The following is a 22,508-nucleotide window of genomic DNA, read 5'->3' on the forward strand; positions in this document are numbered from 1 at the left end:
CGGGCCGGACGCGGCGACGGCGGGCCGGAGCCTGTCGGCGGCCGCGCCGGGCGGCGGCCCGGGTCAGCCGCCGGGGGGCGGTGAGGGCTGGGACGCGGTGCCGCCCGGTTCCGGGAAGGCCTGGTGGACCGCCCCGCCACAGGCGCCCTTGAGCACCGCGGTGGCGACCGGTTGGCCGTCGGCCCGGGGTGCGTACGCCAGGGTGAGGGAGGGGTCGGCGGCCGTCGGCGACGGGCTCGGGGTCGGGGCCGGGGTGCTCTGGTCGGTCGGGCTCGGGCTGCTGCCGGGGACCGGGTCCGCCCCGCCCGGCGCCGCGGAGGCGACCTCGACGAAACGGGCCGGCACCATCGCGGGCACCGCCTGTCCGCTGGGCCCGCCGCCCGGTGACGTACAGCTCTCGCCCGGCACCCAGCCGAACCTGACCCGGTACCAGGCGCCCGGTGCGAGCAGCAGCTCCGCCGGGGCGGCCGGCGGGGCCGGCAGGGCCGCCGCCGCGTCGCCCGCGCGGTGCGGCACCACCTTCACACCGGCCGGGTCACCGCCGACGGCGGCGCTGACCGTGAGCCGGCCGTCGTCCGCGACCCGGCAGCTGCCGGTGGAGGTGTTCCGCAGCGCGAACCAGCCGTACACCTTGCCGGCCGCGTCCGGCGCCTCCACCCGGCTCTCCGGCGAACCGAGGTCCGCCGCGGTGCACCAGGGCGCGGGCGCCGGGGAGGGCTGGCCGCCCGGCCCGGCCGAGGTGGCCTGGCTCGGCGCGGCGGTGCCGCTGTCCGAGGGCACGCCCGCACCGGCGTTCGGGTCGCTCGGACGGACCGAGGAGACCGGGTGCTGGGCCGTACCCGGTCCGGTCGGCGCGGCGCCGGTGTGCACCGGGGTGCGGACCGTGTCGCCGCCGGCGCCTCCCGAGAGGCCCAGCGGTCCGACCCCGTGGATCGCCGGGACGGCGGCCGCGGCCATCAGGACCGCGGCCGCCGCACCGGTCCAGGTGTTGCGGTAGCGCACCCGTCTACGCGGCACACCGATCCGGATCCGGCGCAGGGCCGCCGCATCGGGCTCGACCTCGGCGACCGCCCGGTGCAGCAGCAGCCGCAACTCGCGCTCCAGCGGGGTGCCCTCACCGGGCTGACCGCTCGTCGGATCGGCGCCGGGAAGCCGCCCGTGGCCGTCAGTCATCGCTGGTGTCCATCACGGCCCGGAGGGCGGTCAGCCCGCGGGAGCCGTACGCCTTGACCGAGCCGACGGAGATACCGAGCACCTCCGCGGCCTGAGCCTCGGTCAGATCCGCGTAGTAGCGCAGCACCAGTACCTCCCGCTGACGGCGTTGCAACCCCCGGAGCGCCGACCGGAGCCGGTCGCGCTCCAGCGCATCGTAGGCGCCCTCTTCTGCACTGGCCATGTCAGGCATCGGCTTGGGCAGCAGCCGCAGACCGAGGATCCGCCGTCGCAGCGTGGACCGGGACAGGTTGACCACGGTCTGCCGCAGATAGGCGAGGGTCTTCTCCGGATCGCGGACCCGCCGCCGGGCCGCGTGCACCCGGATGAACGCCTCCTGCACCACGTCCTCGCAGGAGGACAGGTCGTCCAGCAGCAGGGCGGCCAGCCGCAGCAGGGACCGGTAGTGGGCCTGGTAGGTCTCGGTGAGCTGGTCGACGCTGGCCCCGGACGCGTCCGCTGCCGCCGCAGCAGCTGTCACGGCGCTATCGGCCGGCCGCCGGGCCGCCCCCGGCAGCGTCATCACCGGCAGCGTCGCCACTCCCACTGCCCCCATCGCATTCGCCACGCCTGTTGGACACTCGAACCCCTGTCATGGTTGCCCTGACCCCGGAAGCATTCTTCCGTACCGCCGGAATTCCCCTCCAGGGTTCCGGGGAGGGATTCTGACCCGTCGTCCGGCGGGGTCCGGGCCCGTGACGGTCGCCCCAGGTCAGCGAGGTGCGGCCGGGCCGGACGGCGCTGCTCCGCCGCCGGTCGCCGCAGGGCACCGGGCCGGGAACGGCGTCCGGCCGGCCACCCGAAGGTGACCGGCCGGTCCGTCATGGGCCAGGAGGGAGCGCGGAACCGGCCCCGGAGGGCGGTCCCGGCGCCTCGCCTCAGCGCCCGGTGCCGCCGTAGACCACGGCTTCGTCGGTCTCGGTGTCCAGGCCGAAGGCGCTGTGCACCGCGCGGACGGCCTCCGGCACGTCCTCGGAGCGGGTGACCACCGAGATCCGGATCTCCGAGGTGGAGATCAGCTCGATGTTCACCCCGGCCTCCGAGAGCGCCTCGAAGAAGGTCGCGGTGACCCCGGGGTTGGAACGCATACCGGCGCCCACCAGCGAGAGCTTGCCGATGGCGTCGTCGTAGCGCAGCGACTCGTAGCCGATGCCCTCCTTGACCCGGCCCAGCGCGTCGATGGCCTTCTGGCCGTCCGCCTTGGGCAGGGTGAAGGAGATGTCGGTCAGTCCGGTCGACGCGGTGGAGACGTTCTGCACCACCATGTCGATGTTGACCTCGGCGTCCGCGATGGCGCGGAAGATGCGGGCCGCCTCGCCCGGCTTGTCCGGCACGCCGACGACCGTGATCTTGGCCTCGGACGTGTCGTGGGCGACTCCGGAGATGATGGCCTGCTCCATCTCGCCCCCTTCGGGCTTGTTCGGGTTGGTGCCACTGACAATTGTCCCCGGCAGGCCGGAGAAGGACGAGCGTACGTGAATCGGGATGTTGTAGCGCCGCGCGTACTCGACACAGCGGTCCAGGAGCACCTTGGAGCCGGACGAGGCCAGCTCCAGCATGTCCTCGAAGCCGATCCAGTCGATCTTGCGGGCCTTCTTCACCACCCGCGGGTCGGCGGTGAAGACGCCGTCCACGTCGGTGTAGATCTCGCAGACCTCCGCGCCCAGCGCGGCGGCCAGCGCCACGGCCGTGGTGTCGGAGCCGCCCCGGCCGAGCGTGGTGATGTCCTTGCTGACCTGCGAGACGCCCTGGAAGCCGGCGACGATCGCGATGTTGCCGCCGTCCAGCGCGTTGCGGATCCGGCCGGGCGTGACATCGATGATGCGCGCCCGGTTGTGCGTGGAGTCCGTGATGACACCGGCCTGGCTGCCGGTGAAGGACTGGGCCTCGTGGCCCAGCGTTTTGATCGCCATCGCCAGCAGGGCCATGGAGATCCGCTCTCCGGCGGTCAGCAGCATGTCGAACTCACGGCCGGACGGAATAGGCGTCACCTGCTCCGCGAGTTCGATGAGCTCGTCCGTCGTGTCGCCCATCGCGGACACCACGACGACGACCTCATGGCCGGCCTTCCTGGTGTCGACGATCCGGCGGGCCACGCGCTTGATGCCCTCGGCATCCGCAACGGATGAGCCGCCGTACTTCTGCACGACAAGGCCCACGTGCGCTCCTCGACTTGAGTCGGTTTCGGGGGGTGGATGGCCCCCGCACCCCCAGGGGCAGGGGGCTGTGCGGTCCGCGTCAGTCTATCGAGCAGGGCAGGGCGATCCGCCGCATTCCATATGATGAGACGCCGGTATCGCCTGCTGGAACGCCACGGGCGGGCCGCACCGGCAGGTCTCCTGCGGGGCCGCCGCCCGCCCGCAGAATCGCCGGGCCACCGGCCGCCCGGCACCCGGGATTCCAGCGCCCGGCGAATCGCTGACGGCTTCGTCACACTCCGCCCGGCGCACCACGGCGCACCGCTGCGGACGGCCCGGGCCGGACCAGACCGGACCGGACCCTGACCGGACCGGAGACAGGCCGTCCGCCGTGGCGCGGCGGGGCTCAGAGCCCCAGCTCGGCCGCCATCAGATCGCCGGCCTGCTGCTCCAGCTGCTCGTCGGTGAGCCCGTCGTCGTCCGTGTCGGCCCCGTCCGGCGCCGCGCCGATCGGGCTGTCCAGCCGGACGTGCGCGATCAGCGACTGCAGTGCCCGCAGCACGGCGGTGCAGGTGGAGCCCCAGTTCGACAGGTACGAGAACTGCCACCACCAGAGCGCCTCGCTGGTCCGGCCCTCGCGGTAGTGGGTGAGCCCGTGCTGCAGCTCCGCCACCACCCCGGCCAGGTCGTCCGAGATCCGGAACGCGCTCGGCTTCTCCGGCGGTCCGTACGGGTCGAAGACCTCGTGGTAGACGTCGATCGGCGCGAGCAGCTCGGCGAGCCGCTCCCGGAGCTCCACGCCGTCCGGCTCGGGACCGGTGTCCGGCTCGAAGCGGTCCTCGGGCAGGACGTCCTCGATCGCCCCCAGCCTTCCGCCCGCCAGCAGCAGCTGGGAGACCTCCAGCAGGAGCAGCGAGACCGCGCTGCCCGGCTCGTCGCCCTTGGCGACCTCGGAGACCGCCAGCACGAAGCTCTCCACCGAGTCGGCGATCTGGACGGCGAAGTCGTCCGGCTCATCGGTATGGGTGAGGCTGTGGGTTACGTCAGACATCGAGCAGTCGTCTCCCTTCGAAGGCCCGGCCGAGGGTGACCTCGTCGGCATACTCCAAGTCCCCGCCGACGGGCAGACCGCTCGCCAGCCGGGTCACCTTCAGGCCCATCGGCTTGCACAGCCGGGCCAGGTAGGTGGCGGTCGCCTCCCCCTCCAGGTTGGGGTCGGTGGCCAGGATCAGCTCGGTGACCGTGCCGTCCGCGAGCCGGGTCATCAGCTCGCGGATCCGCAGGTCGTCCGGGCCGATGCCCTCGATCGGGCTGATCGCGCCGCCGAGTACGTGGTAGCGGCCCCGGAACTCCCGGGTGCGTTCGATCGCCACGACGTCCTTCGGCTCCTCGACCACGCAGATAACCGCGAGGTCGCGGCGCGGGTCCAGGCAGACCCGGCACTGCTCGGCCTCCGCGACGTTGCCGCAGACCACGCAGAACCGGACCTTCTCCTTGACCTGCTGCAACGCGAACGCCAGCCGGCGCACGTCCACCGGATCGGCCTGCAGGATGTGGAAGGCGATCCGCTGCGCGCTCTTGGGCCCGACGCCGGGCAGCCTGCCCAGTTCGTCGATCAGGTCCTGAACCACGCCCTCGTACAACTCCGCGCCTTCCGTCGGCCGGGCACCGCTCCGGGGCCTGTTACCCCGGCGCCGGGTGCTCCGGTGCCATCATCCAACGAATCGGGCGTCGGACACACCGTCCGACGCCCGACCACCTCATAAATCACACATCACGCGCCCTGCGGGCGCGTGGCGGCGGACCGCCGGGCCGGGCGGGCGCCGCGAAGCGCGACGCGTGCGCGCCGGGATTCCGCCGCGCCGCCGGGTCCCCGGGCCGATCCGGGCCCGCGGGAACGGCCCCGCCCGCGGGCGGGTCCGGAGCTGCGGGAACGGGTCAGAACGGCAGACCGGGGATCCCGGCGCCGCCACCCAGGCCCTGGGTCAGCGGGCCCATCCGCTCGGCCTGCAGCTTCTGCGCCGCCGCGTTGGCGTCCCGGACCGCGGCCAGCACCAGGTCGGCCAGGGTCTCGGTGTCCTCCGGGTCGACGGCGGCGGGCGCGATCGTCAGCGCCACCAGCTCACCAGCGCCGGTCACCTTCGCCTCGACCAGGCCACCGCCCGCCGAACCGCTCACCTGCGTTTCGGCCAGCTCGCGCTGCGCCTTGCCCAGCTCCTCCTGCATCTTCTGCGCCTGCTTCAGCAGCTGCTGCATGTTGGGCTGGCCACCACCAGGGAACACGGCTCTCTCCTGCCTGTACACGGAAGGGTCGCCGAAACCGACGACACCCTTCCGAGCCTACGCGCCACCCGGTCGGCCGCCGGGTGGGGCGGCCGATGCGCCGGTCGGCCGCCGTCCCGGTCACCCGTTGTGGTAGATCTCCTCCAGGACCGTGGCACCCAGCTCGCGGATGATCAGCTCCTGACCGGAGAACACCTGCTCGTTCAGATCCGGGTCGTCGTCCTCGGGAACGTCGTCCTCCGGGGCCACGTACGGCTGCGGGGGCTGCGGCTGCGACGGCCCGGCGTGGCCGGCGGACGGCTGCGGGGCCGACGGGGCCTGCTGCTGGGGCTGGACCGGAGGGGCCTGCACCGGCGGGGCGGACGGCGCCTGCTGCATCGCCTGCATCGCTTGCATCGCTTGATCGGGCTGGCCCGGCTGGCCCGGCTGCACGGGCGCGGCCATCGGCGCCGGGGCCGCCGGTGGCGGGTACGCCGAGGCGGGGCGGGCCGCCGGGGCCGGTGCCCCCCAGCCACCGCCGCCACCCCCGCCGCCGGGCGGGGCCGGGGGCAGCCCGCCCGCCGAACCGCCGGACGGGTCGACGATGCACTCCACCCGCCAGTCCACGCCGAGCGAGTCGGCCAGGGCCTGGCGCAGCACCTCGTCGCTGTTGCTGGAGACGAAGCTGTCGCGCGCCCCCGCGTTGACGAAGGAGACCTGGAGGACGCTGCCGTCGAAGCCGGCCACCTGTCCGTTCTGACTGAGCAGGATCCAGGTGAAACGGCGGCGGTTCTTCACCGCGTCCAGGATCTGCGGCCACATCTGGCGGATCTGCGCGGCGCCCTGCTGCGCACTGGCGGACGGCTGCGCCTGGGCCGCGGCCGGCGCCGCCACGGGCGAGGCCGGCGGCGTCGGCGCGGGCGTGGCGACGGGCGTCGGCACGGGTGCGGTCGGGGCAGCGGGCGGGTACGCCGGGGCGGCCTCCGGGGCCGGGGCGGCGGGCACCGCCGCGCCGGGCTGCTCGGCCGGGCCACCCGGCGCGGGGAAGCTGCGCGGGATCGGCCAGGCGCCGGGCGCGGGCCCGGCGGGAGCCGGTGCGGGCGCGGGTGCGGGTGCCTGCGCGGCCGTGGGGACGGGTGCGGGCATGGGGGCCTGGGGCGCGGCGGCCGGTGCCTGCTGCTGGTACGGCGGCTGCTGGTGCTGCGGCGGCTGGGACTGCGGCGGCTGGGACTGCGGCGGAGCCGGCTGGTACGGCGGCGCGGCGGCGAAACCGCCGGCCGGGGCGGTCAGGGCACCGGTCGCGGCCCGCCGCTCCAGCTTGTCCAGCCGGGCCTGCAACGACAGCTCGTCGCTGTACGCGCCGGGCAGCATCACCCGGGCGCAGATCAGCTCCAGCTGGAGGCGCGGGGCCGCGTTCCCCCGCATCTCCGTCAGGCCGGTGTTGACGATGTCGGCGGCGCGGCTCAGCTCGGCCGCGCCGAACCCGTCCGCCTGCGCCTGCATGATCGCGACCCGGTCGGCGGGCGCGTCGAGCAGCCCCTTCTCCCCCGCGTCCGGCACGGTGGCGAGGATCACCAGGTCGCGCAGCCGCTCCAGCAGGTCCGTGACGAACCGGCGCGGGTCGTGCCCGCCCTCGACCACCCGGTCGATCACCTGGAAAACGGTCGCGCCGTCCTGCGCGGCGAACGCGTCGACCACCTCGTCCAGCAGCGCGGAGTCGGTGTACCCGAGCAGCGCGGTGGCCATCTGGTACGTCACCCCGCCCTCGGTGGCACCGGCCAGCAGCTGGTCCATCACCGACATCGAGTCACGCACCGAGCCGGCGCCGGCCCGCACCACCAGCGGGAAGACCGAGTCCTCGACCTGGATCTGCTCCCGGCCGCAGACCTGGGCCAGGTAGTCCCGCAGCGTGCCGGGCGGCACCAGGCGGAACGGGTAGTGGTGGGTGCGGGAGCGGATCGTCCCGATCACCTTCTCCGGCTCCGTGGTGGCGAAGATGAACTTCAGGTGCTCCGGCGGCTCCTCCACCACCTTCAGCAGCGCGTTGAAGCCGGCCGAGGTCACCATGTGCGCCTCGTCCAGGATGAAGATCTTGTACCGGCTGTGCACGGGCGCGAAGAACGCGCGCTCGCGCAGCTCACGGGCGTCGTCCACACCACCGTGCGAGGCGGCGTCGATCTCGATCACGTCGATCGAGCCCGGCCCGCCGGTCGCCAGGTCGCGGCAGGACTGGCACTCACCGCACGGGGTCGGCGTCGGGCCCTGCTCGCAGTTGAGGCAGCGGGCGAGGATGCGCGCGCTGGTCGTCTTGCCGCAGCCGCGGGGGCCACTGAAGAGGTAGGCGTGGTTGACCCTGTTGTTGCGCAGGGCCTGCTGGAGCGGAGCGGTCACGTGCTCCTGCCCGATGACCTCCGCGAAGGTCTCCGGGCGGTAGCGGCGGTACAGGGCTAGGGACACGCCACCGACGATATCGGGCGCGACAGACAAACGCGTCGCCCCGCAGGCCACCCCACTACCGCCGGGCCCCGCACGGGCCCGGCCCGGCTCTTTCCGCGGGCCCGTCTGCGCCCTGTCCGAGCCTGTCCGCAGGCCTGTCCGGGCCTGGTCCGGGAACGCAAGGACCCCTCGTGCACCCGCCAGAGCCCTCCTACCCTTGCTGCCTTCCGGCCCTGGGGGGGTTCAGAGAGATAACGCCACACGAGGGGCTGGCACCAGAGTAGCGGATCCCCGCCGCGACCTGTACCGCCACCCCGCATCCACGATCCGCAGGCAGCCACCCGTGACCACCTGCGGATAGCTGGTCGCGAGCACCCCAGAACATGTACTAAGCTCTCCCACGGAGGATTCGCCTAGAGGCCTAGGGCGCACGCTTGGAAAGCGTGTTGGGGGCAACCCCTCACGAGTTCGAATCTCGTATCCTCCGCCGGCAGAAGGCCCGGACCGTTTCGACGGTCCGGGCCTTCGTCGTTCCCGGCTCCGGGTGCCATGTCAGAGGCACGGGGCAGAATCGCGAGGGCAACAACCATCCCGAGCCCAGACGAGGCGAACGGGGAACATCCGGGGGGAGACAGCATGCCGAAGATCCCAAAGGGCCGGCGCGTGGGCCAGGCCGCCGTGAACGCGGTGCGCGCGCTCCTTGAGGAGCACGACCACGTTGTCCAGGAGATCTCCGGGCAGAACGACTTCGGCGAGGACCTCTACGTCACCTTCGTCGAGGACGAGCACGTGACGAGCGACGTGATCAGGGTGCAGGTCAAGGGCGGGGAGAAGTGGCGCCGGGCCAACGGCTACGCGGTACCCGTCGCCCACCACGGCAGTACCTGGGCTGACGGGAACATCCCCGTCTACTGCGTGGTGTACGACCCGGACAGCAAGCGGCTCTTCTGGGCGAACGCAACACAGCAGCTCCGGCGGTCCGGCCCGTTCAACCGCCCGAAGGTCATCGGGGTCAGCCCCAACGCGGTGCTGAACGACGCAACGATGGAGTCGTTCGTTGCTCAAGCCCGGCGCTATGTCGGGCGCTACCGAGGCAGGCAAGCCGTTCTCACTCACCTGGGAGAGATGTCCGGGGTCGAATTCGACTCGACGGACCACGTCCTGCACTTCGTCAACGGTGACGACGAGGACCTCATATTCTGGAAGCGCCCCGGCGCCGATGCCGCCACCCTTCTGCACAGCGCGCTCGACTGGGAGCCGTTTCTCGTCAGTCTGGCATCCCTGATGCGCTCCGAAATCCCGCCTCCGGATCTCGGGGCGGACGACGAGAGCATGGATCGTCTCTGGCACGACCCCGACCTGTCGACTGCCGAGGACCTGGAGCTGAGTCAGCCGGAGATCATGTGGGTGGCCTCCTGCTTCATGTCCACCCGGCAGACGGACGAGGAGTCGGCGGATCTCTACGGCCTGGACGAATGCGCCGGGTGCCCGGAGTGCACGGGCGAGGAGCCCGTCGAGCACGGCAAGATCGCGGCGGACGTACTCCACGAGTTCGTCATCGACTGTGTCCTCACCCGGATCGAAGCCGAGCCGGACCTCCTTCGCCGCTCCATATCGGCCATGCGCGAGGACGGCCGGATTACTCCGGAGATCGTGGCGGAACTCGGTCCCCTCGAAGCCGATCCACATGTCGTCCGGCAGGTGATGAAGCTGAGCCGCGCCACTGTGGGGAACCTCGAACCGGAGGCGTTCCGGCTGGCGGTGCTTTATCTGATCCACCGCATCTACATCGGTGGCCCTTCGCTACCCCTCGACCAGCAGGTCCGAATCGAATGGCGCATTCCCGAGCCCGAACCGGAAGCCTTCGCCGCGGGTTGACGGCCGGCTCCACGGAGAACACACCCGTCCCTGGGCAGGGCCCGTCAGCTGAGCAAGGAGACGCCCGTCGTTGCGGCGTGACCACTACGCCGTGATGCCCCCCTTCCCGGCTCGCCAGGAGCCGAGGGCATGCCACTCCTGTGCTCTGGCCACCGAATCCAGACGGCGCTCCTGCACCGACTTGGCACCGACCCATGGAACGCCCGCGTACCTCTCGGCCAACTCGTCGGTCTCGCCGAAGCGTTCCACACAGCAGAGCGGCTGGACACCGTGCCTCATCCGCGTACAAGAAGCCGCGACAGAACGGTGTCCGCAAGAGGACGAGGTGCGCGAACTCCCCTACCGGCACAAGCTGCTCAGAGCGACGGGCGTGAGTCGCCTGAGCAATCTGCGCAGGTCAAGATCGCAACCGGGATCACGCTCCGGCCCGAGCCGGTGTTGGTCGGCACCTGGTCATGACGATTGCCATCGGGCCCTGGTCTCCGCAGCCTGCGCCTCCTCGACAACTGCGGCCCAGTCCTCCGGCCATGAGTCAACAAATCCGGAGGCGTCCTCCGCCGTCAACTCCACCCAGTTGTTGGGCCAGTAGCTCTCGGCCTGGCCTACAGCCACGCAATTGCCAACACTTGGCGGCAAGGCGAACTGTGCCCCTCGGAAATCGACGCCCGCCCGGAAGGAGTCAAGCAAGAACGTCGCCCCGTTAGCCTGGGCTTTCTGAAAGGTGACCGAGCCGTGGAAAACAGCATGGGTGAACCAGGCGTGGTTCTGTACCATCATGCGGTCGAAGTAGGTATTCTCGCTGAACTGCGACCGCGAGAACTCGGCATTGAAGCCGAAGTAGGCATCCTGGAAGTCGGTGTGGCCATGAAAGGCCACCCATCGAAACCAGCTGACCGCCTCGAAGCGTGCCCTCTGGAATGAGACCTCATATCCCAGAAAGACGGCTCCGACAAATCTGGCCTCCCCGACGAATCGCGCACCATTAAAGTAGGCCTCTCCCTCGAACTGCGCTTCATCGAAGTCAGCACGGCGGAACTCGCAGCCGCTGAAATGCGCGTCACAGAGATATCCCCGCTTCAGGTCGACATCCATGTCCGGCCAGAAGACCGGGTTCACGCCGTCACCGCGTTGGGGCCTCAGCCTGGCAGCCAGCAGCATCTGGGCGGTGCGCCTGACCTGACCCTCGCCCACGTCGCTCGTGTCCGGCGGGATACGGAGGTAGTCGCACAACTCATTGACGATTCGCTGCCGCTTCTCGGGATACTCGTCCCCCAGATCTCCAAGCGTGCGCAGAGCTGCCATACGCACGTGCGGCAAACGGCCGGCCAGGTGATCGACCGCTTTCTGATGCAGTACCTCGAAGGGGATTGGGTGGGGCTCGCGCCCGTGACTAGGGGCCGCAGTCACGGTGGGCGCGACAGATTCGGAGCCGAGCGGCCTCAGGCGCAAGTTTTCGTAGAGACGCTCTAGTTGACCGTGCTCTTCCCGCCACCAGTCGATCGCCACCGGGATCGAGAACGATCCGCTACGCCCGTCCACGTGATTCACGCAGGCCGCGACCCACTGCTTGACGATATAGAAGTCCTGCGGCCTCGCGTAGCCTCCATTCTCGGTCTTCGAGACAGTGGCGGGGGCGACCCCAATGGCTTCGGCAAGCTCGCGCATGGTCAGCCCGGCCTCCCCGCGCAACCGGCCTAGCAAACCGCCAAATCGTCGGACGGCCCCCTGCCAGTCCTCGGCCACCTCGTTCACCCCTGCATCCTCCCAGAATCCCAACCCTGATCTCGGCGATCCCCTAGGAAACCCTCGATGCTCCTGTTCGGGATGCGTTCGCGATCGGTCTGCGATCGCCTCTAGCCAGGGCTTGCAGCGACCAACCTCATCCCATCGGTGTCTAGATGAGGGGAGTTGGCCATGAGAACGAATGGCCAGGTGGTTCGGGTCAAGGTGAGTGGAGCGGCTAAGGGAACGACAGTGATCGTCGAACTGGAGGAGCGGGCTGGTGAGGTGTCGATACCGAAGCCTGAGCCACGCCGCAGTCGGCGGCTGAGCCTAATGCTGCTGGCAGACGTGCTGATCCGAGCCTTCAGTGGCTCCGCCGCTCTGGCGCTGATGCACGAGGCTCAGCGAATTCGCTGGGCCGAGGCCTTGCACTGGCTGGCACCCTGACCCGAGCGGGTGCGGGCCTCCCGCCTGGACGGGCCGGGGCCTACTACCTGTGACGCTCCCGCTCGCCCAAAGTAGGTGCTTGCAGGGAGTCGACCATGGTCTCAGTTTTGGTCTCACTCACCGTCCAGCCGGGTTCAACCGCCGCCCAGTGGCTCACTCCGGCCCAGTTCAGGACGGGTGTGAACCCCGGCGGACAGGGTTCGGGAGAATTGGAAAGCGTGTTGGGGGCAACCCCTCACGAGTTCGAATCTCGTATCCTCCGCACCTGCCCGCCAGGGCAAACGAGGGCCCCGACCGCTCAGCGGTCGGGGCCCTCGTCGTTGCGTGGTCTCAGTTGGGATCTTGGGGGCCCACCAACCACTCTTACCCAAGTCTTCAATCCCATCGCCAGCCGTGCCCCAGCGTCGGCTATAAGACCGGCTGTCTCCCCTCGACAGCGCTGAGCACCGCCGCGTAATGCCCTGCCATGCTGGCCGAGCTGGAGCGTGAACCAGTGCAGTGCCTCATGACCGAGCTGGTCGTTGCGCGTCAGTGTGGAGGATGTGCACCAGCTGTTCCAGAAGTCCTGCAGCCCGAGCACCAGTGTCCGGATCTTCCAAGGCGCTCAGGAGTTCATCGACCCTGGCTGCTACCAAGTCCCTCTCCTTCGGCATGAGATCTATCTCTTCACGCCGCAGTGCGGCGCGTACGCCAGCAAACGCCTTGATCACCGCAGTGGCCTTCACCTCCGGATCGCCTGTCGCGAACTGAAGGTCTGCGTACTTGTCGATCCACCAGGTCAGACCGAGAGCATCGTCAGCAAGGCGTTCACGCAGCGCGGCAAGCCGAGCGGTCTCGCGTTGCTCATCCAGCCGGATTCGGCGTTCGGTGAGTGCCTGTTGGCGGGCGTACTCCGCGGTCTCCGCGTCGAGGCTGAGCACGACCCCACCAGTGATCGTGATGCGTGGATCCACCCCAATCGGGTCCGCCAGCGCACCATTGACAGCGTCCTCCGCCTCCTCGGTCTGTAGAGGTAGAAACCTCTGGCTGACTCGCTCAGCCTCGGCACGAAGCAGTGATCGAGTGAGCGCGTGCGGGTGCAGAGGAGGAGCCCCGACGTCAGCGGGCACCGCGAATTCGTATGACACCACGGCTGTGAACCGAAGGCCACCACGCGCACTGTTCAGTACGGTCGTAAACGAGTTCGGGAAGCGGTCAACCGCGGAGGTCGCCTCGGGCCTGTGCCCTGGGCGACCTCCCCAGAGTCGGAAGCGACTCACTCGACCGACGCACTGATGCGGGCGCGAGCGGCCATGGCGTCACGGATAGCTTGGGCATACTGGTGCCGCAGACCGCGGCGCAATTCGCTGTCACCGCCGAGGAGGTGGTTGAGGTCGTCGCCGAGGCTGTCAGCCTCTTCCTCGAAGACAACCGAAATCACCTCCTGCAGAAGGCCACCCGGGATCTTGCTCGCCTCTGCAGCGCGACACCAACTATCCAGGGCTAGCGCTGCGACCGACCGCGTTCCGCTGTTGCGCCATGCGGCGCGCCATCCGTCCATCAGGAGCTTCCGGACTGCTTCGCCCTCCGCTCCCTCATGGCTGAGCAGATCGAGCACCAAGGCGGCAACGGAGCCGACCCCGTCATCATCCGCCGTCCCTGCGCTACCAAGGTCCAGGAGACCAATGAAGGTCGTCGCGGCCGTACTCGGCGGCCTGGCGTCGCCGTCCTGCTCCGGCATCCAGTCGACAAGCGCCTTGAGCACCTGGGCGGCAAGCGTCGGCTCACCAAGCATGCCAGCCAAGGTGTCGAGGGCCGCTCGTGCCGTGGCCTCGTCAGCAGGTTGATCAAGGACGTAGCGCAGGCGGGTCAGCGCGATGTGCGGGAAGTCGTGGCCAAGCTGCCGACCGCAGACTGCGACCACTGCGCGTTGCCGCTCGCCCTTGCTCGTCCCCTTCGCCCAGTTGCGGAGCTTATCGCGAACAGCTGCACCGATCACCGGGTGGACGGCCAGGTCGTCGAGGACATTGACCGCCAGACTCTTGCGTCCCTCCTGGGCGAGCCATTGCTCGACTAGGTCGAGGATCGTTCCCGGCCCTTCGGATTCGGCGAGCGTGGTCAAGGCGGACGCCAGGCGCTCGCGGTACGGCTCTGCGATCTCCTTGGCAGCACTGATCTGACCCAACCAGTCCTTCAGCACGGGGACAAGCTGCGGCCTTGTGTGCCACACGTGACGAAGTACTGCCCGGTCGATCCCCGGACGGTCCTGGCTGATCGAGGCTGTACCGTTCGCCCGGAAGGCAATGTCCGCGTCGGCGCACCGGCTTTTGGCATCGGGGCCGGCCAGTGGACCGCCAGGTAAGGTCGGCCAGTTCACCTGTGACATGGCGAGGAGCCGGTCAGCGGCATCCAGCACCACCCGTGCAGGGCAGCAATCCAGAAATGCGCCGGCGATCCGGAGCGCTCGTGGTCGGGGTGCGCCGTCCTCATCACCGCTGAACCACTGCTCGAGCACGCCTTCCCAGTTCTTGTACTCGGCTCGGGCGTTGGCGTCGTCGTGGGCAGCGGCCCGCGCGATGATGCCGGCGAGGCGTTCCGCCTCTCCCGGAGCGGTGTCCGGAGTGAGCAGATTGACGAACACGCTGTCGCTCATGCTCAGCCACTTGACCCGGTCTGCGGTGTCAGACTTTGCGAGCAGCCTGCGCTCCACGACACCGGCGGCGCTTGGCCGAATCGCAGGCACGGCAGGAACTGCTGTCCCGCTGGCGGCGTCACCGACGGATCCCCAGGCGTCACGACTCGCGAGCACTACCAACCATGTGCCATCAGCCCGGGCACGGACTGCGTACTGCGCCAACTGCTCGCGAAAGCGGTCGGACAGAAAGTCGCCCTCAGTTGCCAGGTTGAGCAGGTAGCCGGTGTTGGGCTCCTCTGGGATAAGCGCGACGTCGGGCTTCTCCCAGTCGGGAAGCAACTCAAAGAGCCGAGCACCACGCGGCAGACAGTCGTCCAGCAATCGCAGTGCCTCAGTGCGCCCGCCTGTTCCTCGCTCGGTCACAAGCACCAACACGTGCTGGGCGTCTCCCTGACCGTACTCGGCCTTGAGCAGCCGCGACGCGTCCGTGAAACCGCCCGGTGGCTCGAACAGATCACGTCGCAGGATGTGTTCGCGGGAGAGGGGACGCGGGCGAAGGTGCGCGAGACCCTGAACATACTTCGTGATGTAGAGGTCCCGGCGGGCGATGTTGACGTCACCGCCGATCTGATTGTCCGTCATCGCGACGCCGTTGGGGTCGCCAGACTGCTGGGGCGGAGCCGCAACGGCGGACTCGGGTGCCGTTACGCCTGTCTGCGGATCCGTTCCAACCCGGGTCAGGGACTGGCCAGGAGGAACCTGCGGCTCGGCATCCGGTCCAAGCGACTCGTAGGGGTTCACGCCTTCCTCCCCTTGATTTGGTCACGTCCGACTACGGTGAAGTCCCCACCGCCAGTCTTGATGTTCTTGAACGTCTGACCGCTGTTGATCACCACGCCGGCCTCCGCGGACCGAGGATCGTTCCGCAATTCCTCGATCAACTGCAACAGTTCAGCCTCCGCTTCAAGGCTGCGCTCGGCCAGGGGCAGCAACGCCCTCGCCAAACGCCCGGCGTAGAACCGTTCAGCACCCTCGCGCTCGTCCTCAGGCAGCCCGGCAAGTTCTTGCTGGAACTCGTCGAGCCGAACCAGGATGGCCTGCCCCTCCTCAGGCGTCCCGTGCCGCTGGAACCACTGCGCACACCGTTGCCTGACGAGCCCCCACACGTCGGTACCCATCGCACCTGCGAAAGCCCCAGCAGCTGTCGCGGCCAGCTCCACCGATGTCGACAACAGACCCCCTGAATCGAATATCCGTTCATGCTCACCTCACTGCCCGCGCCAAGACATGCAGACAGAGCGGGAAGCCATGAACGGCTCCCTGGATATCCCTACCCCAGAAGTTAACGATCCCCAGCGGCAACATGCCTGCCAACCGACAGATATGGCACACTAGTTCTGGCCGAATCAAGCCATTCCCGCTTCCAGCGATCGCAGACATGGGAGCCTCCGCATGCGAGGCATTCGAGATGTGAATTCAGCCTGGTCAAGCCTATGACACCTGCGGCACAGTGCCCACTGCGATCAGTTGTTCGAACTTGGGAGAGCATCAGCAGTCTGCGACAGTAAATCTAGACCCGTCTGCGTACAGCAGCCCCGCCTGCCGCATGACACGCCAAGCTTGTCACGTGACCAGCGCATTTGCCAGACCTCTGATCACAAACAGCCCATTCCCGGGCAGAGGTGCGCCCTATGCAAATGGCTGCTTACCGTTCACTGACGCGAGGTGAAATGCAACACTGCCGATGTGAAGGTCACCACCGTGCGCTGGCTCTTGGCCCCCATTAGCAGCTGGCGCGTGCGTCGTCTCCAGCGACTACTTAGTGGCGGACTGCCGGACGAAGCTGCATGGCAGCTAGTCAGGCTCCGGTACCACTTGGATGAGATGCCTTATGTCCAAGACGCCATGACGCGGTACACGGAAAGTGGTAGCGGAACCAAAGGAGTCGACAAGGATCTTGACGCATAAGCCCACGAAGGAATGACCTGAATCGCTACAGCCAGCAACCAGGGTCACGCAGTGCTCGGACAATTCCACAGGCTGGGGCCCGACTACGTGAAAGTCGGGCCCCAGCCTGTCGTCTCGGTATTGCTCCCGACTCGGACTTCGGACTCAGACGGCGTCTTCTCCAGAGGCTTCGAGGCCGTCAGCCGCCGTGCCCCAGAGCAAGGCGTCGATCTTCTGGCCAACGTCACGCAGCATCGGGTCGGTGACGTGCTGGTAGTGCTTGGCCATCGAGGCTGAGGACCAGCCCATGATGGCCATCACGATCCGTTCCAGCACACCGAGGAGCAGGAGGACGGTGGAGGCGGTGTGGCGGGCGTCGTGCAGGCGGCCGTCGCGGACGCCGGCCTCGCGCAGGAGCCGCTTCCAGTAGTGGTAGTCGGTGCTGGGGTTGAGCGGCTCGCCGGCTTCGGAGGCGAACACGTAGCCCTTGTCCAGCCAGAGGTCCCGGGCAAGGGCACGCTCGCGGTCCTGCTCCTCCTTGTGCTGACGGAGGATCTTGGCGAGCTGCTCGGGAAGCGGGACGGGCCGCCTGCCCGCTCTGGACTTCGGGTCCGCGGTCTCAGGGCGAGTCGGGACCTTCTGGATGCAGAAGCCGGGCTTGCGGCCGCACTCCTCGCGGCACCCGTGCGCGTACTTGGGCCGCAGCCGGCCTCGCAGAACCCACGCCATCCCGTTGTCGAAGTCGATGTCCGTCCAGCAAAGAAACCGCATGTAGAGCGATCACGGAGGCGTACACGCCGTCCACGCGACCCAGCGTTCACGCGCGAGCCCCCTGGAAGGGGGCTCGCGTGTACGCCCTACCGTGAACTCCCTGCGTTCGAGGCGACTCTAAGCCGCCGCCCGCTGTAAGCAGGTAGAGCAGCAACAAGAGATCACCGTGATCCGTATCCTGATCAGGCCACCGAAAGCCGGAGCAAGTTGTGGGGTAAGGACTCCTTACCTGGCGCCGCTCCTGGCGGAGCAAGTTGTCGTATAGGACGGTCCTACGGCCCGCCGCCGCATTTGCCCTCGCCCATGGGCGCAAGAGTAAGCCTGTAACCAGCGTCAGCGGCTAGGCGCAGAGCCGCCGATGCTCGCGATCGGACAGTCACGGTCCGCCGTCAGTCATTGGCTGCGGGCGCGAAGTAGTCGCGGAGCATGACGGTGGTCCACTCGGCCTGGTGCTGCTCTCCGTGGGGACCCATCTCACCGAACCACGGCTTCACGTCAAGGACCGGTGTTCCGTCCACGGCGTCGAGGTCTTCGACGTGGAGGTCCAGACCGTCGACCTTGAGCAGGCGGCAGCGGGAGACCCCGAGCCAGTTCAGGCGCCGCATGTTGCGGTGCCCGAAGATCCCGACCTCCGGCCACTCCGGGTTGTCCCGGGGCCGGCGGGCGCCGAGGTTCAGGTCGGTCGGGTCCGTGAGGTGGAACCGGAACACGATCTCCAAGTGCGAGAAGTCCTCAAGCCCCTTGGTCGCGTCGGCGGTGAAGAGGGATCCGTCCAGCCGGATGATCGCCCGGGTGCCGCCCCAGAAGTCGTCGGTGGGTTCGATCCGTCCGCCGACCACGTGGCCGAGCACCTCGACCTCGAACGTCTCACGGTCTGCCATCAGTGACTCCTCATCAGGCTGTTTCGGACAGGTATGCGGCAGCGCGCGCGTCGATCTCGCTGATTGCTGCGGTACCGCGCCGCCGGTAGGGGGAGAGCAGGGTGCGCATGTCGGCAGCGGCCTGGCGGGTGCGGCCGGACCGTACGCCGTCCATGGCATCCAGCGCCTGCGACCAGGTGGCACAGGCTCGGTCGATGTTGTTCATCTGCGCGTACACGGAGCCGAGGTATCCCAGGGTCACGGCGTGGGTGCGGGTGAACTTCGTCGCCTTGCGGGTGCGGACACTGTGGTGGAACTCGCGCACCGAGCCGTCGAGGTCACCTATGTCGCGCAGGGCGCACGCGGTCTCGTGGGCGAGGCTCGCCTCACCGAAGAAGAACACGCGGTCCGGCTCAGCGATGTCCTCGCTCGCGGCGGACAGGTCGTCTTCGGCTCGCAGCAGCGCCTTGGCAGCGGCGTTCTTGCGGCCGGCGGAGGCCAGGCTCCGGGCGTGAACGACGCCGAGGAGAGCCCGCTCCCGTGGCGAGGCGAGCGCGTATCTGTCGCCGTCTACGGACGCGGCGGCGAGATCGAGCGCCTGCTGGTAGTGCCCGAGGTCGATGGCCTGGTGCGCCATCGCCCGCAGCACGTGAGCGGCCATCGTCGGATCGCCGGCCTCAGCCGCGAGCTTCACCGCCTCGGCGAAGTACCGCTGCGCTGTCGCGTGCTGGCCGCCGTCGAATGCCATCCAGCCCGCCAGGTAGGCGAGTTCGCTGGCGGTGGAGAAGAGGTCACGGCGGACACGCTCATCGGTGAACTTCCCGCGCAGGTAGGCGGTGACATCGGTCGCCAGGTACTGCACCACGGACGTCCAGGCGTGTCCGCCGCCTCGGCGTTGGTCCACTTGGGAGAACAGGGTGGTCATGTCGCGGACGGCTGCCAGGTCGCCGGGGCCGACTCGGCGGGTTGCCGCAGCGCTGCGCGCGCTACCCCGCTCGGCCATGCGCTGCCACCAGTCTTCGCCGGGCAGGGAGAGCGCGGCCACCGAGTAGACCACCACCCCCAGCGCCCGCCTGCGTTCCACGTCCACGTCGGTTCTCCCGAGTTCGGCCAGCGCGCTCAGCGTATCCGCGTCCCAGTCGGGTTTTTGGGGTGCGGGCGCGATCAGGCCGATCTCGTCCAGCGTCACGACCCGTCCGCCGAGCGCGCGGCCCAATGCCTCGGCCAGGAAGGCACCGACGTTTCCGGCCGGCTGTCCGCCGTTCTTCCAGTGCGTGATGCTCGACTTGTTGGTCTCCAAGAGCTCGTCATGCTCGGCCGCCACCCGCCTGACCAGGCGCGCGATCGCATCGCCGGATAGCTTCGTCTCGTCGATGACCTTCCGCAGCCGCTCGTTCGGTTCCCTCGTCGGCGCCAAAGCGCACCTCCCTGACGGGCCGTTAAACCGCTTAGACCGCATAGCGTGCCCAACACCGTACTCCCAGTAGCGATTAGGCGGTTCACTAACTGCATGCCGCCCACCGGGTGGGGCCGATTCGGGCCCTGAGGCCCTGCGGAGCGGCGGCCTGCGGCGGCTCCAGCTGTGCATCCGGCATCGAAGTCGCCCCGCCAACTCGTGACCTCGGAGAGGCTGATGACGACTGCCGACCGCACGCCGCACCCGTGGAGCCGCAACGGCACCGCCACGCTGATGGACCCCAATCGGCCAATCCCGCGCCGATCCACGAGTCCGACACGGGAGGGCGCCGCCGCGACCAGCAATCGCATGCTGCCGGACGAACACCGCAGCAATGACGGGCTGTGCGTCCGGTGCGAGAGCCCCTGGCCCTGCGGCGTGACCAGGAGCATCCGTTTGGGGAGCATCGCGTGATCAGCGACGAGCTCCACATCCAGGCCGCCGCTCGGACGGTCGTCTTCATCCCGAACCGGGACCGAGCCCGCCGACGCGCCCTGGTCCTGCGTCAGCTCGCCGCCGGTCGCCGTCGCCGCAAGCGCCACCGGGGGTCGGCGGCGTGAGCACCGAGAACTCCGCAGACTTCAAGCTCCCAGAGGAACGCCACCAGGGCCTGAACATCCGCACGTTCAAGATCGCGAAGGACGGCACTCGGTACGGCGACTCCGGCGTCATCACCGTGGAATCGCAACCCGGCGCCTATGCGTACCACCCCTCGGCGACCTGGCCCGCCTGCCGCTGCCCGAAGCATCGCGACGGCTGACCGCGCGTCCCCGCAGCACCACTCATCCCACATGTGAGAGGAAGAGCCTCCCTTGTCCCTCGAACAACTTTCAGGAAAGACCGTCCTGGTCACCGGTGCTGGCGGCCTCATCGGCAGCCGCATCACGTCCCAGCTCCGCCGGCTCGGCGCCCGCCCCATCTCGGTGTGCAAGCTCGACGCCTACCCGCACGAGGTGTACCGCGAGCGGTTCGGCATCGACGTCACCGACCCGGACTTCATCATCGGCGACATCGCCGAGCCGGACCTGATGCGCAAGGTGATCTCCGGCTGCGACTACGTGATCCACGCCGCCGCCCTGGCCGACGTGGCGGCCTGCACGCGCCGACCACTGGACGCCATCGACACCAACATCACCGGCACCCAGCGCGTCCTGGACGCCGTCGCCACCTCGGACCGGGTGCGCAGGATGGTGTTCGTCTCCTCCGCCAGCGTCTACGGCAACGGCAGCCCACGGTTCGCTGAGGGCGCGGCGGTCCAGCCGGTGTCGGTGTACGGCAACAGCAAGGCGTGGGGCGAGCACCAGACCGCCGCGGTGCTCGGCGGCGCCGGCATCTCCTACGCCGTCGCGCGGTATTTCTCGGTATACGGCGAGCCGCAGGTCGTCAAGGAGCGGAGCCACTCCTGGGTGGTCGCCTGGTTCGCCATGCGCGCCGCGCTCGGCCTGCCGCTCCACCTCAACGGCGGTGGCCACCAGATCCGCGACATGGTCCACGTCGACGACATCGCCACCGGCACCGTGCGGGCGCTGGTCATGCCCGGTGCGCACAACGAGACCATCAACATCGGCACCGGGACTGGCACTTCAATCCGGCAGATCGCCGAACTCGTCCGCCGCCACTACCCGGACGTCCCGTTGATCGAGACGCCCATGCCGCCTGGTGACCCGGAAGGCGGATACGCCTCCGTCGAGCGGATGGAGCAGCTGCTGGGATGGCGCCCGGGCATCACGATGGAGGAAGGCCTCGCCCGCTACGTGGCCTGGTTGAAGGCCACGCCAGAGGCCATCCCCGACTGGATGCGCCGGGCAGCGGCCGCCTAGATGATCGGCGGACGCCCCAACCGGGTCATGGTCCACACCGTGCGCCAGCGCATCGGCTTGCGCCGGCCGCACGGTGTGCGCCAGCCCTCGGCAAAGCCCGCGAACCACGCCTTCAGGCCAGCAACGTCCCTGGTCCGGGCGACGGTGAGCGCCATCCACACGCCGAGGTAGACCGGCATAAGCAGGGCCGGGAGGTGGCGGCGCGCCAGGTACACCCGGTTGCGGGCGTTTACCCGGTAGAAGAAGGAGTGCCGGGTCGGGCTGGTGCGCGGGTGCTGGAGCAGCAGCTCGGGGACGTACAGCACCCGCCACCCGGCATCCAGGGCCCGCCAGGCCATGTCGGTCTCCTCGTGCGCGAAGAAGAAGGCGTCCGGCCAGTCGCCGACCTGCGCCAGCATCTTCGAGGACAGTGCGTGGCCGCCGCCGAGGAAACTGGTCACCTCGCCACCACGCATCGGGTCGCCGGCCCGCAGCCGGGGGACGTGGCGCCGCTGGGTGAGGCCGGTCTCGTCAGCGATCCGGAAGCTGACGATGCCCAGCTGGGAGTCGGTCTCGTACAGGGCGGTGATCCGGGCGAGGACGTCGTCGGCGACCAGCAGGCCGTCGTCGTCCAGGTCGATCACCACGTCCACCTCGCGCAGGTGGTCGAGAGCGACGTTGCGACCGCCGGTCACCCCGAGGTTGTCCGCGAGCTCCACGCCCGCCACCCCGGCGGGCAGTTCCGGCAGTACGCACCCGTTGCCGACCACCACGACCTTCGTGGCCTTGACCGTCTGCATCTCCACCGAAGCCAGCAGCTCGGCCAGCTCCTTCGGCCGCGTGCCCATGGTCAGGATCGCCACACCCAGCTTGACGCCCACCGAACCTCTTCCCTTCGAGGAACCAGAGATGACCTCACGAACGCCGAAGCCGGGTGCCGCGTCGCTCCGCGAACTCGCCGAGAAC

Annotated in this window: 20 protein-coding genes, 1 tRNA gene and 1 other RNA gene; 6 read left to right on the forward strand and 16 right to left on the reverse strand. The window is 69.1% G+C overall.

Annotated features, from left to right (window positions below):
• Positions 1-63: 63 nt before the first annotated feature.
• The 8 genes from AC2TEW_RS00430 to ffs all read right to left on the reverse strand — a co-directional run bounded on the left by AC2TEW_RS00430 (position 64) and on the right by ffs (position 8,319).
• Positions 64-1,173 carry a hypothetical protein gene (locus AC2TEW_RS00430; protein ID WP_484621245.1) on the reverse strand — a complete coding sequence of 370 codons (1,110 nt, stop codon included), beginning with the start codon at positions 1,171-1,173 and terminating at the stop codon, positions 64-66.
• Positions 1,166-1,735 carry a SigE family RNA polymerase sigma factor gene (locus AC2TEW_RS00435; RefSeq protein ID WP_484621619.1) on the reverse strand — a complete coding sequence of 190 codons (570 nt, stop codon included), beginning with the start codon at positions 1,733-1,735 and terminating at the stop codon, positions 1,166-1,168. The genes AC2TEW_RS00430 and AC2TEW_RS00435 overlap by 8 nt, the downstream gene beginning before the upstream one ends.
• A 355-nt stretch (positions 1,736-2,090) precedes the next feature.
• The gene (locus AC2TEW_RS00440; RefSeq protein WP_033817621.1) at positions 2,091-3,371 is read right to left on the reverse strand and encodes an aspartate kinase; all 1,281 of its coding nucleotides are present in this window, start codon (positions 3,369-3,371) and stop codon (positions 2,091-2,093) included.
• A gap of 385 nt (positions 3,372-3,756) precedes the next feature.
• On the reverse strand, positions 3,757-4,401 hold the full coding sequence (locus AC2TEW_RS00445) for a DUF5063 domain-containing protein (protein WP_484621246.1): 645 nt from the start codon (positions 4,399-4,401) through the stop codon (positions 3,757-3,759).
• Positions 4,394-4,993 carry a recombination mediator RecR gene (gene recR, locus AC2TEW_RS00450; protein WP_484621247.1) on the reverse strand — a complete coding sequence of 200 codons (600 nt, stop codon included), beginning with the start codon at positions 4,991-4,993 and terminating at the stop codon, positions 4,394-4,396. Before recR ends, AC2TEW_RS00445 begins: the two co-directional genes overlap by 8 nt.
• 295 nt (positions 4,994-5,288) lie before the next feature.
• Positions 5,289-5,633 (reverse strand): YbaB/EbfC family nucleoid-associated protein, encoded by a 345-nt coding sequence (locus AC2TEW_RS00455; RefSeq protein WP_082526132.1) that lies wholly within the window; start codon positions 5,631-5,633, stop codon positions 5,289-5,291.
• Between the two features lie 120 nt (positions 5,634-5,753).
• On the reverse strand, positions 5,754-8,069 hold the full coding sequence (locus AC2TEW_RS00460) for a DNA polymerase III subunit gamma and tau (protein ID WP_484621248.1): 2,316 nt from the start codon (positions 8,067-8,069) through the stop codon (positions 5,754-5,756).
• Positions 8,070-8,228: 159 nt separating this feature from the next.
• Positions 8,229-8,319: signal recognition particle sRNA small type (gene ffs, locus AC2TEW_RS00465), an RNA gene on the reverse strand.
• A 131-nt stretch (positions 8,320-8,450) separates the two neighbouring features.
• On the opposite strand from ffs, the gene AC2TEW_RS00470 reads away from it, so the two are divergent.
• Positions 8,451-8,535: transfer RNA gene (locus tag AC2TEW_RS00470), tRNA-Ser, on the forward strand.
• Positions 8,536-8,684: 149 nt separating this feature from the next.
• Positions 8,685-9,926, forward strand: coding sequence for a DUF4365 domain-containing protein (locus AC2TEW_RS00475; RefSeq protein ID WP_484621249.1), 1,242 nt, complete (start codon positions 8,685-8,687; stop codon positions 9,924-9,926).
• Positions 9,927-10,379: 453 nt separating this feature from the next.
• Here the strand turns inward: AC2TEW_RS00475 and AC2TEW_RS00480 are convergent, their stop codons facing one another.
• The gene (locus tag AC2TEW_RS00480) at positions 10,380-11,678 is read right to left on the reverse strand and encodes a pentapeptide repeat-containing protein (RefSeq protein WP_484621250.1); all 1,299 of its coding nucleotides are present in this window, start codon (positions 11,676-11,678) and stop codon (positions 10,380-10,382) included.
• A 222-nt stretch (positions 11,679-11,900) separates the two neighbouring features.
• Here AC2TEW_RS00480 and AC2TEW_RS00485 point away from each other — a divergent pair, with 222 nt between their 5' ends.
• The gene (locus AC2TEW_RS00485; protein ID WP_484621251.1) at positions 11,901-12,095 is read left to right on the forward strand and encodes a hypothetical protein; all 195 of its coding nucleotides are present in this window, start codon (positions 11,901-11,903) and stop codon (positions 12,093-12,095) included.
• 503 nt (positions 12,096-12,598) lie between these two features.
• Here the strand turns inward: AC2TEW_RS00485 and AC2TEW_RS00490 are convergent.
• The 6 genes from AC2TEW_RS00490 to AC2TEW_RS00515 all read right to left on the reverse strand — a co-directional run bounded on the left by AC2TEW_RS00490 (position 12,599) and on the right by AC2TEW_RS00515 (position 19,704).
• Positions 12,599-13,015, reverse strand: coding sequence for a hypothetical protein (locus AC2TEW_RS00490; RefSeq protein ID WP_484621252.1), 417 nt, complete (start codon positions 13,013-13,015; stop codon positions 12,599-12,601).
• 335 nt (positions 13,016-13,350) lie between these two features.
• Entirely contained in the window at positions 13,351-15,510 is a 2,160-nt protein-coding gene (locus AC2TEW_RS00495) for a hypothetical protein (protein WP_484621253.1), read from the reverse strand.
• On the reverse strand, positions 15,507-15,887 hold the full coding sequence (locus AC2TEW_RS00500) for a hypothetical protein (protein ID WP_484621254.1): 381 nt from the start codon (positions 15,885-15,887) through the stop codon (positions 15,507-15,509). The genes AC2TEW_RS00495 and AC2TEW_RS00500 overlap by 4 nt, the downstream gene beginning before the upstream one ends.
• Before the next feature lie 934 nt (positions 15,888-16,821).
• On the reverse strand, positions 16,822-17,427 hold the full coding sequence (locus AC2TEW_RS00505) for a tyrosine-type recombinase/integrase (RefSeq protein ID WP_484621255.1): 606 nt from the start codon (positions 17,425-17,427) through the stop codon (positions 16,822-16,824).
• A gap of 389 nt (positions 17,428-17,816) precedes the next feature.
• Positions 17,817-18,308: a TrmO family methyltransferase domain-containing protein gene (locus AC2TEW_RS00510; protein ID WP_484621256.1), complete on the reverse strand. Its 492-nt coding sequence runs from the start codon at positions 18,306-18,308 to the stop codon at positions 17,817-17,819.
• A 13-nt stretch (positions 18,309-18,321) separates the two neighbouring features.
• Complete coding sequence (locus tag AC2TEW_RS00515) at positions 18,322-19,704, reverse strand: NsdA family TPR-like regulatory protein (RefSeq protein ID WP_484621257.1); 1,383 nt, start codon at positions 19,702-19,704, stop codon at positions 18,322-18,324.
• Positions 19,705-20,153: 449 nt separating this feature from the next.
• Between AC2TEW_RS00515 and AC2TEW_RS00520 the strand changes: the two genes are divergently transcribed.
• The 3 genes from AC2TEW_RS00520 to AC2TEW_RS00530 are packed head-to-tail and all read left to right on the forward strand — an operon-like array spanning position 20,154 to position 21,563.
• A complete protein-coding gene (locus AC2TEW_RS00520; protein ID WP_484621258.1) occupies positions 20,154-20,303 on the forward strand; it encodes a hypothetical protein in 150 nt (49 codons plus the stop codon).
• On the forward strand, positions 20,300-20,503 hold the full coding sequence (locus AC2TEW_RS00525) for a hypothetical protein (protein ID WP_484621259.1): 204 nt from the start codon (positions 20,300-20,302) through the stop codon (positions 20,501-20,503). Before AC2TEW_RS00520 ends, AC2TEW_RS00525 begins: the two co-directional genes overlap by 4 nt.
• Before the next feature lie 52 nt (positions 20,504-20,555).
• Positions 20,556-21,563 (forward strand): NAD-dependent epimerase/dehydratase family protein, encoded by a 1,008-nt coding sequence (locus AC2TEW_RS00530; protein ID WP_484621260.1) that lies wholly within the window; start codon positions 20,556-20,558, stop codon positions 21,561-21,563.
• Here the strand turns inward: AC2TEW_RS00530 and AC2TEW_RS00535 are convergent.
• Entirely contained in the window at positions 21,560-22,390 is an 831-nt protein-coding gene (locus AC2TEW_RS00535) for a glycosyltransferase family 2 protein (protein ID WP_484621620.1), read from the reverse strand. The two genes, AC2TEW_RS00530 and AC2TEW_RS00535, sit on opposite strands and share 4 nt — an antisense overlap.
• Between the last annotated feature and the right edge of the window lie 118 nt (positions 22,391-22,508).

This window comes from Kitasatospora sp. NEAU-CNBT7 (genome assembly GCF_057220535.1).